The 11,142-nt window shown below is 65.1% G+C and carries 12 protein-coding genes, 1 tRNA gene and 1 pseudogene; 4 read left to right on the top strand and 10 right to left on the bottom strand.

Annotated elements, in window-relative coordinates:
• Positions 1-112: 112 nt before the first annotated feature.
• The 10 genes and pseudogenes from QPR87_RS23760 to QPR87_RS16295 all read right to left on the bottom strand — a co-directional run bounded on the left by QPR87_RS23760 (position 113) and on the right by QPR87_RS16295 (position 6,991).
• Positions 113-370, bottom strand: coding sequence for an N-acetylmuramidase domain-containing protein (locus tag QPR87_RS23760; protein ID WP_285050391.1), 258 nt, complete (start codon positions 368-370; stop codon positions 113-115).
• Entirely contained in the window at positions 306-563 is a 258-nt protein-coding gene (locus tag QPR87_RS23645) for an IS66 family transposase zinc-finger binding domain-containing protein (protein WP_350310458.1), read from the bottom strand. Before QPR87_RS23645 ends, QPR87_RS23760 begins: the two co-directional genes overlap by 65 nt.
• A 124-nt stretch (positions 564-687) precedes the next feature.
• Positions 688-930, bottom strand: a pseudogene (locus QPR87_RS23640) (transposase domain-containing protein); the annotation flags it as partial.
• Positions 931-988: 58 nt separating this feature from the next.
• Complete coding sequence (gene tnpB / locus QPR87_RS16325; protein ID WP_285050388.1) at positions 989-1,336, bottom strand: IS66 family insertion sequence element accessory protein TnpB; 348 nt, start codon at positions 1,334-1,336, stop codon at positions 989-991.
• The gene (locus QPR87_RS16320) at positions 1,333-1,698 is read right to left on the bottom strand and encodes a hypothetical protein (RefSeq protein WP_285050387.1); all 366 of its coding nucleotides are present in this window, start codon (positions 1,696-1,698) and stop codon (positions 1,333-1,335) included. Before QPR87_RS16320 ends, tnpB begins: the two co-directional genes overlap by 4 nt.
• Before the next feature lie 152 nt (positions 1,699-1,850).
• Positions 1,851-2,558: a hypothetical protein gene (locus QPR87_RS16315; RefSeq protein WP_285050386.1), complete on the bottom strand. Its 708-nt coding sequence runs from the start codon at positions 2,556-2,558 to the stop codon at positions 1,851-1,853.
• 203 nt (positions 2,559-2,761) lie between these two features.
• Positions 2,762-3,082, bottom strand: a complete 321-nt coding sequence (locus tag QPR87_RS16310) for a hypothetical protein (protein WP_285050385.1) — start codon at positions 3,080-3,082, stop codon at positions 2,762-2,764.
• Positions 3,083-3,207: 125 nt separating this feature from the next.
• The gene (locus tag QPR87_RS16305) at positions 3,208-5,718 is read right to left on the bottom strand and encodes a hypothetical protein (RefSeq protein ID WP_285050384.1); all 2,511 of its coding nucleotides are present in this window, start codon (positions 5,716-5,718) and stop codon (positions 3,208-3,210) included.
• 47 nt (positions 5,719-5,765) lie between these two features.
• Entirely contained in the window at positions 5,766-6,134 is a 369-nt protein-coding gene (locus QPR87_RS16300) for a hypothetical protein (RefSeq protein ID WP_285050383.1), read from the bottom strand.
• Between the two features lie 781 nt (positions 6,135-6,915).
• Positions 6,916-6,991: transfer RNA gene (locus QPR87_RS16295), tRNA-Ile, on the bottom strand.
• Positions 6,992-7,162: 171 nt separating this feature from the next.
• Between QPR87_RS16295 and choX the strand changes: the two genes are divergently transcribed.
• From choX to mtgA, 4 genes are all read left to right on the top strand, one after another.
• Positions 7,163-8,098 (top strand): choline ABC transporter substrate-binding protein, encoded by a 936-nt coding sequence (gene choX, locus QPR87_RS16290; protein ID WP_011748569.1) that lies wholly within the window; start codon positions 7,163-7,165, stop codon positions 8,096-8,098.
• A complete protein-coding gene (betC, locus tag QPR87_RS16285) occupies positions 8,099-9,595 on the top strand; it encodes a choline-sulfatase (protein WP_285050382.1) in 1,497 nt (498 codons plus the stop codon). It begins immediately after the preceding gene.
• Between the two features lie 134 nt (positions 9,596-9,729).
• Positions 9,730-10,311 carry a DUF1269 domain-containing protein gene (locus QPR87_RS16280; protein ID WP_011748571.1) on the top strand — a complete coding sequence of 194 codons (582 nt, stop codon included), beginning with the start codon at positions 9,730-9,732 and terminating at the stop codon, positions 10,309-10,311.
• A 39-nt stretch (positions 10,312-10,350) separates the two neighbouring features.
• Entirely contained in the window at positions 10,351-11,109 is a 759-nt protein-coding gene (gene mtgA / locus QPR87_RS16275) for a monofunctional biosynthetic peptidoglycan transglycosylase (protein WP_011748572.1), read from the top strand.
• The last annotated feature ends 33 nt before the right edge of the window (positions 11,110-11,142 follow it).

The following is an 11,142-nucleotide window of genomic DNA, read 5'->3' as shown; positions in this document are numbered from 1 at the left end:
GCCGACGACGGCCAGCCTCATCAGCGGCGAAGATCTCGATTGGTGAAACAACTGAAGCGCATGCCATAAGGCAATGCCTTACGACCATTTGCTAAGTCAGAGCAGACGGCCCTCACCGCAGGCTTACCAGCGCTTGAAGGCCGCCGCGAGCTTGGTGTGATAGCCGTGGGTGGCATAGCCCGGGCCGTTGTAACCGGCGGGCGAAGGCCGACCAGTCATGCCGGCGCAGTTCGTCATCCAGCCCCTCGGAGATGATGAAGCTGATCATCGCCTCCAGCTGCGCGGCTTCGCTGTGGCAGAAGGCTTCAACCATGTCGCCGGGCGTCGCAAAGCCTGCGGCCTTGTGATTGCTGCCGAGGATCTGCCCCATGGGTCAGGAGACCCGGCCCAGGGCGCCCGCGTTCGATGGGGCGTGAGGGCAGCGGGGCCTGCACGAACCGTTCGCAGCAGGTGCAGGTCTGGCGGGGCCGGACAATACGGTTCACGATGAAGCGGCCCGGCACATACTCCAGCTCTTCGTTCGGCACGGCCCTCGGACTGGTGGCGGGCTCGTGCCTCACCATCCTCGCCGATCCGGCGCAGGCGGCCGCCGCAATCGGCACAGGCATCGGCGCCGGGCGTCAGTTCCACTTCCATCCGCGGGATGTGGTCCGGGATCGGACGGCGCCTCGGTTTGTCCTTCTCCTCGATGTCCGGCAGCTTCATCCGGGCCGTCATCGCGGCGGCGGCGATCTCGCTGGTCTCCAGCGCCAGTTGCAGCTGTTCCGCCGTCTCCGACGAGGCCCCGAACCGGTGCGCCCGATGGCCTGCCAGTTGGTGGCGCAGCTTCTCGATCAGGATCGCCTGCGCCTTCACCTCGGCCAGAAGCCGCGCGGTGAAGCTGCGCAACTCCTCGGGGTCTTCCGGTAAGGTCAGGGTCTGACTGAGCATGCGGGAAGTTTATCCCACTGTATTCCTTGTGGGAATCCTTCTCTTGTAGGGCGTTCGATTACCCGGCTGCCAGAGGCCGCCACGTCCGCTCAGGAGCCCGCCAGTCGATCCCTTCCAGCAACATCGACAACTGCGCAGGCGTCAGCGCGACCTTGCCCTCTTTGGCCGAGGGCCAGACGAACCGCCCCTTCTCCAGCCGCTTCATGAACATGCAAGCCCCTTGCCCGTCCCACCAGATGACCTTCACCAGATCGCCACGACGGCCCCGGAACACGAACAGATGCCCGACAAACGGGTCCTGCTTCAGCACGGCCTCGGCCTGTGCCGCCAAGGCCGCAAAGCCCTTGCGCATGTCGGTGACGCCTGCCGCCAGCCAGACCCGTGTGTTCGCCGGAACCGGGATCACATCGACAGCCCCCGGATCAGTCGCGCCAGCGCCTCAGGATCATAGCTGCCGCTGATCCGCATCCGGTGACCGCCCGCCAGCTCGATCTCGATGTGGTTCTCGGCGGCAGGTGCCGCCGGGGCAGACCTGGTCTCCGCGACGATCTCTACCGGCAGAAAGCGCGCCGCCTCTGCTGGGGGCGCAGCCGAGGCGGGGTCCGGCGCATAACGGGGATCGCGCAGCCACTTGAAGATCAGGTTCGCGTTAACCGCGTCGCGCCACCTGGGCCACCGACACGCCGGGCGCTGCCGTCTGTAAACAGATCGACCGCTTCTCCTCATCCATCCAAAGCCGCTTCGTCCGACGCCCCACGCCACCACCATAGTGTCCACCATCCATAGTGGATACTATCCGCCTCTTTCACCACGCGGCAGGGCGGTCAGACCAGACGCTTACCTTATATCCCTGTAGTGGTCGGTATAAAAGCCCTCGCTAGCGGCGAGACTGGCACGTGGCCTCTGTATTACCGTAGCGATCAGAGGGTTGTCCGATAGGTAAGCGATCCACGGATACGGGTCGTATCCCTGATCTGGGTTTCGTTCAGCGAAGCAACGCCCGAGGTGGTTTGCCGGGACAGCGTCCAGGTCGAACCGTTCGTAGCAATGAGCGGCGCGCCATCCGTCAGCGCTGCGAAATGCATGAAAATGGGAAAGACGTTGGACGCGTACGAATCAAACGGCAACCCGCCGAGCGTCAGGATACCCGTCTCCATACCTTTGCTGGTGAGGGTGAAGTCGAACCTCACCGTGACCATTCCGTCCTCTTGCAGGACGTAGCTGCCCTGACGCGTACCGTAGGTGATCCCCGCATCAAGACCACCGATCAGCAGGGACGGCATCCAGGACGCCTCGTATCCTCCCCATACCGCCCGGGCTCCATCCGGTTTCCTGTTGCCGCTCCAGGAGACCTGCCCGCGTACACCATAGGCCACGATCGTGGCCGGGTTCTCGATCACGCAGTCCCGAACGGATAGGCTGGACGCTCCCCCGATCAGCGCGACATGCGTCGTGACTGCAGGATTGTCGGGGATGTAGACGCTGTTCAGGTTGACGCGAGACGTGCCCTCGGCCCGGAACGTGCGCATATCGCCACCCGCCCGGCCGATGATCGGCAACTGTCCGCCATTGATCGTGACCACGCTGTCACCGCGCAGGCGCACGGCATTGCGGCCGGCATAAGCCATGCGTGAGGCCTACAAAAAAGGCGGGCGTAGCGAATATTGAGAGCCTGAAGGTCGGGCAGCTCAGTATGGGGCGCAAGCACTTTATTGTTCGCCCATGCCACCACCACCCGCGTCAGAGGAGCCGCAGCGCGAGCCAGGTTAGGATCAGCGCAACGGCGAAGCCCCAGGCCTTCGCCTCCTCGCGCAGCCAGATCTTGAACCAATCAGGCATCGTGGCGCCCTCCCAGCTTGCGGGCATGCCCCTCGATCATGCCCAGCACCAGCTTGGCCAGCGACATGCCGGCCAAGCCCGAGGCGAACCCGGCCGCGCCGGCGGCGTCGCCGCGTATCTCGCCGATCCACCGTTCCAGAAGCGCCAGCATCACCGGGCTGAAATAGATCGACATCAGGCTGCCCGCCGCGGCCATTACAGCACCGTCGCGCAGCCTGCACTTGCCAACGGTCATCCACCAGCGGACCAGCCCGCCGGCCGCGCCGGCAAGCGCCGCCCTGCCCGCCTCGCCCGTGATCCAGGCATCAACCACAGCGGCGTAGAAAAAGAATTGCTGGCCCAGACCAGGTTCAGGGGGTACTTCTATGGTCTCTCCTGTCGGGCATAAAAAAAAACCGCACGATGGCGGGAAAGCAAAGCGCTTACGCGGCTTGCAGATCAATACCCTGTATCGAGCGATATTGCGCCGGCATCGATCTTGAGCTGCGCGGCCGATCCGGCAGGCATGCCTCCCCCGGCCTTGGCGGTCAGGGTGACAATGCGTGGATCATGGCTATCCGCCGTCAAAATCGAGATGTCGGTGACTGGGTAATCCGTACTACCGACCGTCACCACGACACTGGCATCGGGCGATTGGGTCAGAACCGGCGCGCCTACAAACGGCAGTTCCAGGATAAACCGCGCGGTCGACGCATTGACGACCATGCCGGATGCGACCCTGAACGCCGTGGCTGTCCGCCTCTGCCACAGATACCGCTCATCCGGCTCCCAGGACTGCACACTGGTCTCATAGGGCGGAGCATCACCTAACCAGACAAATACCCCCGCGATCACGGTGTCGTTGAATGCCTCGGCGGACGAGACCGTGGTGATATAGATATCGACGCTATTGACCTCCGACACTGGAATCTCGGGGAAGCCGAGCGAGACGTTGAACTCCTGCAGCCAACCACCGGTTACGTTTGCCGGCGAGGCCTCGATGTAAAGCCCCGGATCCTGCGCCACCGCGCCAGGCCCGTTTACCGAAACCCGCGCCACCAGCCGCGGCGCGGGACCGAAACCGTAGACGCGGGCGGTCATCGCGCCGCCGAGCGACTGATACAGCGCCCTTGCATCGGCTCCCAGAAATCGCTGGATCAATCCGATATCCGGGCCGGCCGCACTGCTCGTCATCCGCAGTCCGTGGGTCAGCATCGGGAACACCCCGCGCTGCTCGGCGGTCAGTTCCACGCGCTCGGCCGAGATCGTCGCCCCGTTGCTGCCGGCAGACAGCCGCCAGCGATCCGGCCCGGAGCGCTGGCCCGTGTCGCTCGACCAGACCGTCCCGCGCCGCGATAGACCAAAGCCCGCATTCTGCACAACCTGTCGCGCATCCTCGGGCTGCTGCGCAGCCTGCGGGACTTGCGACAGTGTGACCTGGGACGACACTGCCTGTCGGAGGGTCGAGCGGCTCTCATCATGCTTGCCGACATGGAGCCAGCGCCCCTGCGTATCGCCCGGCGCGCGAGGAATGCGAATGGAATGGAAATAACCGATCGCCACAGTCCTCAGATCGGCCACTGCCCTGCGCGGCAACCGCGCGACCGCGGCGGGATCGTCGAACGCCACATCGATCGGCACACGCAGGCTGATCAGCCCATCACCGGCCACCGAGTCCGGAAACCCGCTGCGATAGGCTAGCAGCACCTCGATCATCCCCCCGTCCATCACTGCATGCACGGGATTGGACCCGAGCGGAACGCCGGTGTCCTGCCAATCGGTCCAGACCGCCCCATCCGGTGACGTGCTGAGATGTAGGTTCCGGTTGTCTGCCGCGCCCTCGACGCGCGTCAGCATCACCCATCCACGCGGAGTCTGCAGTATGACCTGTTCGGCCGGCGCAGGGGCGGTGCCTGTCAGCCCAACCGCATCCAGAAGCACATGCTCGGTCCAGGTCGTGCCATTGTCCAGCGTCCGCAAGACCTTGGCCTGACCGGCAGTGTAGGTGGAGACCATCCAGTCGCCTGGCGCGCCGGAAAATCCCCTCATGGGCTGGCCATAAACCTGATGAGTCAGGGACAGGCCAGTGATCTCCCGATGGTGCCAGACGACCGGCGAGGCCGTCGGATCGTCTGTCCAGACAAACCATTGCCGGTCGAGATTGTCGCCGGTGGTGACAACACCACCGATCCGGCCATTGTCAAGCTCGCCGATCGCCGCACAACGTACGCGCGCAGCGTCGGCACGGCTGAAAATCGTCTGCCGAAAATAGGTGCTGACGCCCATGTCGCGCGAGACCACATGATCGACCCGCGATCCGCGAGACATGTCGTGGCTGGCGCTGACCACCTGCCATTGGTGCAGTCGGTGCTGGGCCTGATTGTACCACAAGCCCGCAGGGAAAAATGTCCACGGATATTCCGCCACGCTGATCACGTAAGGACCAAAGGCGGGCAGCCTCTCGGGGGCGGCACTGATTGGTTGGCCGTCCACGATCCAGACCCCGTTATAGGCTCGGAAATGCTCGGGGATCACTTCGACGGCATAGGCCCTGCCGCCCAGGTCGATGTCGGCGCCAACAGGGACTCCGCCGGTCGTGTTGACCGTGACTCCGTCACCGACCAGCCCGTAGGAGGCCGCCGGCATCTCTGCCCCCTCGTCCCGGACCTGGCGCCAGCGCGCCCCATCGGCGCCGATCAGCAGGTGCGGCGGATCGGCCGGGCTGGTGCTGTCGGATGGATCATAGACCCACTGGCCACCGCGCCCGTCATACGCCTGATCGCCGCCCGTCAGGGTGATGACACCTACCGGCACCGGCCGCGTATAGGCTGCAACTGCCGCGATCGTGGGCAGCGTCTCGGTAGCCAAGAGGGGCGCCGCATTGGCCGCCGCCGTCCCCGCTTGGGCATCCGCTATGACCTGCGACAGGTCCGCGGGCTGCACCAGATACAAGTCGGAGACGATATCCACGCGCAACTCCTCGACGGCCGTCTGTCCATCGGACCCGTAGATACGAGCTAGTGCAACCATATAGGCCGCCCCTGCGGGTGGGGCAACCACATCGGGCACCGCCCCAGATACGATACGTGCGCCGACATTTCCGCGCGACCCGACGCCACGTCCAAGTCCAGACGGCCCGCCAGGACCGTCTCGCCGATCCGCGCATGCCGGTGATCCAGCCAAGCCACCACCAGCGCGACTGCATCGCCCGCCAAGATGGTCGTATCCACGATCCGCCAGATCCGCGCTACGACATCGAGCACATCCGTGCTGATCGCAACGGCGCCGCGCAACGCGATCTGACCGGCCGCGCGCTGCAGATACATCCAGCCCGTGTTCGACCGGGTGATCAAGCTGTCGGGCAGGTCTCCGCCCTCAGCCGTCACATAATCTCCAGGATAATCACCCGACGTATGGCTAGGCCGGGATCGATCCCAGCAAACCGCCCCTCCAGTTGCCAGACCTCCCCTGCCGCAACGCCGCTTCGGCAGCGACCCGGTGTAATTGGCACGAGCCCATGCGGCATGTCGTGTTGGGGACCATGGACTGGATACCCAATAGGGAAGCGTCAAGGACAACGGAACCGACGGCTGAGAGGAAGAGTCTCGAAAGTTGAGGTGGTTGCCCTCAGTGGTGACGATCCGTCCCAGCGCTGACCGGCCGACGGTTGCGGCGCTGACCAGGTCAACGTCGCTCTTGCCACTGTTGGCAAAGATTCCATCCTCCAGACCTCACGATGCGCGGATATCCGCCTTATCTACCGGCGTGCCGTTCGGATACCGCTAGCAAACACCAGGTCGCCCACGAGGTCATGCCCGTAGCCGCCGGGAAACTGGCTTTCCTCCAAACGGAGACGGGACGTACCTGCAGCGTCAAGGGCCTGGGGAACGTCATGAACAACGCCGCGGGACATGGAGTTGGAGAATCGAACCGCTCACGGGTTGCGGAAAGCCAAGCTGACGATGATCGCGGAATGCCGCGGATCCGTGGATGCAATCATGGCCTGGGCGGCCACAAGACGCTTGCGAGATCCAGAGATACATCCAGGCGGCAGGGATGAAGAGGCTCGCTCTGGGCACGGAACAAGAACAGAACGAAGCAAACCCACCTTGGGAAGGCAGCAAGCCATTCATAAAGTCGCTATATTTCAAAACACTGAAAGGTTCGTGGTAGGCCCGGAGGGACTCGAACCCCCAACCAAGGCGTTATGAGCGCCCTGCTCTGACCATTGAGCTACAGGCCCCGAACGGCGCAACCATTGATCGAGCAAGCTCGCTTCGTCAAGGACGAGATCGCCGCCGGCCCCGAAAATACCCGGGCAGCCCGGCATCCGCTCTTGATCCGGCATCGCGCCTGTGGGCTGATGGCGCATGAAGCCGCGGCCCTGCCGCGGCGCGAAACCGGAGATCCGACCATGCTCAGAACCGCCCTGTTGTCGCCTCTTGCCCTTGCCCTTGCAGCTGCGCCCGCGCTGGCGCAGGACCCCGCCAGTTGCGGAACCGTCCGCTTCTCGGATCCGGGCTGGACCGATATCACCGCCACGAACGGCGTCGCCATCGCCCTGCTGCAAGGGCTGGGCTACACGCCCCAGGTCAGCACGCTGTCGGTTCCCGTCGGCTATGAGGCGCTGAAGAACGGCGATACCGACGTCTTCCTGGGCAACTGGATGCCCGCGCAGCAGAAATTCCGCGACGACCTCGACGCCTCGGGCACCATCCAGGAACTGGTGCAGAACCTCGAAGGCGCCAAGTTCACCCTGGCCGTCACCGATGCTGCCGCCGATCTGGGCATCCAGGATTTCGCCGATCTGGATGCGCACAAGGACGCCTTCCAGGGCAAGATCTATGGCATCGAGCCCGGCGCCCCCGCCAACCAGACCATCCAGGGCATGATCGAAGCGGACAAGTTCGGCCTTGGCGACTGGGAGCTGGTCGAATCGAGCGAACAGGGCATGCTGGCGCAGGTCGCGCGCAACGATGCGGCCAAGACACCCTCGGTCTTCCTGGCCTGGGCGCCGCATCCGATGAACGTCAAGCTGGCCATCACCTATCTGTCGGGCGGGGACGAGGAGTTCGGCCCGGATTACGGCGGCGCCACCGTCCACACCCTGGCCCGCAACGAATGGGTCGAAGCCTGCCCCAACGTGGCGAAGCTGTTCACCCAGCTGACCTTTACCGTCGATCAGGAAAACCTGCTGATGGGCAAGATCCTCGACGACGGCATGGATGCGACCGATGCCGCCAAGGGTTGGATCGGCGAAAATGCCGAGACGGTGGCGACATGGCTTGACGGCGTGACCACGCTGGATGGAAAACCCGGTGCGGAAGCAGTCATGGCATCGGTAAAATAATTGAAACGACCCAATATCCTGATCGTGATGGCCGACCAGCTGTCGGGGGTGCTGTTCCCCGACGGCCCGGCCGAATTCCTGCATGTGCCGCATCTGCGGGCGCTGGCAGAACGCTCGACCCGCTACGGCAATGCCTATACCGGCAGCCCGCTTTGCGCGCCCGGACGCACCAGCTTCATGTCCGGGCAGTTGCCGCGCCGCACGCGGGTCTATGACAATGCGGCCGAGTTCTGCTCGGACATTCCGACTTATGCCCATCACCTGCGCCGGGCGGGCTATCACACCTGCCTGTCGGGCAAGATGCATTTCGTCGGACCCGACCAGTTGCATGGCTTCGAGGAACGGCTGACCACCGACATCTATCCGGCCGATTTCGGCTGGACCCCGGATTACCGCAAGCCGGGCGAGCGCATCGACTGGTGGTATCACAACCTCGGCTCGGTCACCGGCGCCGGCGTGGCCGAGATCACCAACCAATACGAATACGACGACGAGGTCGCCTATAACGCCACCCGCAAGCTTTACGACCTGGCGCGCGGCGGCGACGACCGCCCCTGGTGCCTGACGGTCAGCTTTACCCATCCGCACGACCCCTTCGTCGCCCGGCGGAAGTATTGGGATCTCTACGAGGGCATCCCCGAACTGGAGCCGCCCGAGCCGATCCCCCATGCCCGGATGGACCCGCATTCGCAGCGGCTGATGGACGCCTGCGACTGGCGCGGGCTGGAGGTCACGCCAGATCACATCCGCCGTGCCCGGCAGGGTTATTTCGCCAACATCTCATATATCGACGACAAGCTGGGCGAGATCATGGACGTGCTGGAACGCACCCGGCAGGAGGCGATCGTGGTCTTCCTGTCGGACCATGGCGAGATGCTGGGCGAACGCGGCATGTGGTTCAAGATGAGCTTCTTCGAGGGCTCGGCGCGGGTGCCCTTGATGATCGCGGCGCCGGGCATGGCGCCCGGCCGCGTGGAGGTGCCGGTCTCGACCGTCGACGTGCTGCCGACGATCTGCGACCTCGCCGGGATCTCGATGGCCGAGATCGCGCCCTGGACCGACGGACGCTCATTGGCGCAGGGCGCCGAGGGACGCGGCCCGGTGGCGATGGAATACGCCGCCGAAGGCAGCGTCGCGCCACTGGTCTGCCTGCGCGACGGCGATTGGAAATACATCACCTGTGAGGCGGACCCCGAGATGCTCTTCAACCTGGCAGAGGACCCGGCCGAGCGGGTGAACCGCGCGACCGACCCGACGGCGGCCGAGGTGCTGGCACGGATGCGGGCCATGGCCGGCGAGCGTTGGGACATGGCCGCCTATGACGCCGAGGTGCGCGAAAGCCAGGCACGGCGCTGGATCGTCTATGAGGCATTGCGCAACGGCGCCTATTTCCCCTGGGACTACCAGCCGCTGATGAAGGCATCCGAACGCTACATGCGCAACCACATGGACCTGAACGTGCTGGAGGAGTCCAGGCGCTTCCCGCGGGGCGAATAGGCGGCCTTTTCTGTCCAAGGGATGCCAGCCACCGCACGGCATCGGACCCCGGCCGCGACCGCGTGTCGCAGCCGGGGAACCCGCCGCACGGCCGGGGCGTTGGCCCGCCGTCATCAGCCAAGAGGATACATCCCATGTCCGACCTGCTTGTCATCGCCTTCGACGATGAGGCGACCGGTTTCGAGTTGCGCACCGAACTGGTCAAGATGCAGAAGGAATACCTGATCGAGCTTGAGGATGCCGTGGTCGTCACCCGCCCCTCGGCCGACGATATCCAGTTGCATCAGGCCGTGAACCTGACCGCCGCGGGCGCACTTGGCGGCGGGTTCTGGGGCACGCTGGTCGGGCTTATCTTCCTCAATCCGCTGATCGGCGCGGCGGTGGGTGCGGGCGCCGGCGCCATCGCCGGCAAGCTTTCGGACATCGGCATCAACGACGATTTCATGCGCGAGCTTGGCCAGTCCATCCCGCCCGGCGGCTCGGCCGTGTTCATCCTGGTGCGCAAGATGACTGCCGACAAGGTGCTGGCGCGGCTGGAAAGCTTCCATCTCAGGGGCCGGGTCATGCAGACCTCGCTGCCCGAGGCCGAGGAAGAGCGCCTGCGCGAAGCCTTTGCCGGCGGCAAGCTGGGCTCGGCGCTCGGCATGCCGCAGGTGGACCGGCCCGCCCCGGGCGCCGCACCGGCGGCAGGATCGGAGCCTTCGCCCTCGGCCTGACGCTTGACGCAAGGGGCATGGGCGTGACAGGACGCCTCCATGCCCCACCGCACGGACACCATTGACGACAACCCCGAGGCGCCGATGCCGCGCGCGCGTCGTCGCATGCGCGGCTGGCGGCCCCTGCGCCGCGTCGTGCTGTGGCTGTGGTCCTGGCTCAGCTGGATCGGCGTGCGGCTTCTGGCGCTGATGATCGTGTTGGTGCTGCTGTTTTCCTTCATCAACCCGCCGACCACCTGGACCATCATCCAGGGCCAGCGCGAATTTCCCGGCCGGGCGGCACGGCAATGGGTCGGCCTGGACCGGATCTCGCCCCACATGGTCCGCGCGGTGGTCGCGGCCGAGGATGCCAATTTCTGCAACCACTGGGGCTTCGACATGGTCGAGATCCGCCGCGTCATCGCCTCGGGCTCGTCGCGCGGCGCCTCGACCATCACCCAGCAGACGGCCAAGAACGTCTTCTTGTGGCAAGGGCGCAGTTGGCCCCGCAAGGTGATGGAGACGGTCTACACCCCGATGATCGAGGCGCTGTGGTCCAAGCGCCGCATCGTCGAGGTCTATCTGAACATCGCCGAATTCGGCCGCGGCGTCTTCGGCATCAAGGCGGCTGCGGAACATTACTTCAAGACCACGCCCGACAAGCTGACCCTGCGGCAGTCGGCGGCGCTCGCCTCGATCCTGCCGGCGCCGCGCACGCGCAACCCGCAGACCGGCTCGGCCCGCACCCGCTCGATCGTCAGCGGCGCCGAGACGATCCGGGCGGACGGGCGCGATTCCTGCCTGAGGCTGGGGCGCTGATCCGCCGGCCCCCGCCATGGCGGTTGAAACCGC

This window comes from Paracoccus sp. SSJ, from assembly GCF_030234105.1.
Taxonomy (GTDB): domain Bacteria; phylum Pseudomonadota; class Alphaproteobacteria; order Rhodobacterales; family Rhodobacteraceae; genus Paracoccus; species Paracoccus denitrificans.
The sequence above is the reverse complement of the archived record's forward strand: the minus strand, read 5'-3'. Positions and strand labels throughout refer to the sequence as shown.

Excerpts from the sequence above, each read along its gene's own strand:
- QPR87_RS16315 (WP_285050386.1), bottom strand. The coding sequence starts at position 2,558 with ATGGCTTATGCCGGCCGCAATGCCGTGCGCCTGCGCGGTGACAGCGTG.
- QPR87_RS16280 (WP_011748571.1), top strand. The coding sequence starts at position 9,730 with ATGTCCGACCTGCTTGTCATCGCCTTCGACGATGAGGCGACCGGTTTC.
- QPR87_RS16320 (WP_285050387.1), bottom strand. The coding sequence starts at position 1,698 with ATGGTGGTGGCGTGGGGCGTCGGACGAAGCGGCTTTGGATGGATGAGG.
- QPR87_RS23760 (WP_285050391.1), bottom strand. The coding sequence starts at position 370 with ATGGGGCAGATCCTCGGCAGCAATCACAAGGCCGCAGGCTTTGCGACG.
- choX (WP_011748569.1), top strand. The coding sequence starts at position 7,163 with ATGCTCAGAACCGCCCTGTTGTCGCCTCTTGCCCTTGCCCTTGCAGCT.
- mtgA (WP_011748572.1), top strand. The coding sequence starts at position 10,351 with ATGCCCCACCGCACGGACACCATTGACGACAACCCCGAGGCGCCGATG.
- QPR87_RS23645 (WP_350310458.1), bottom strand. The coding sequence starts at position 563 with ATGGTGAGGCACGAGCCCGCCACCAGTCCGAGGGCCGTGCCGAACGAA.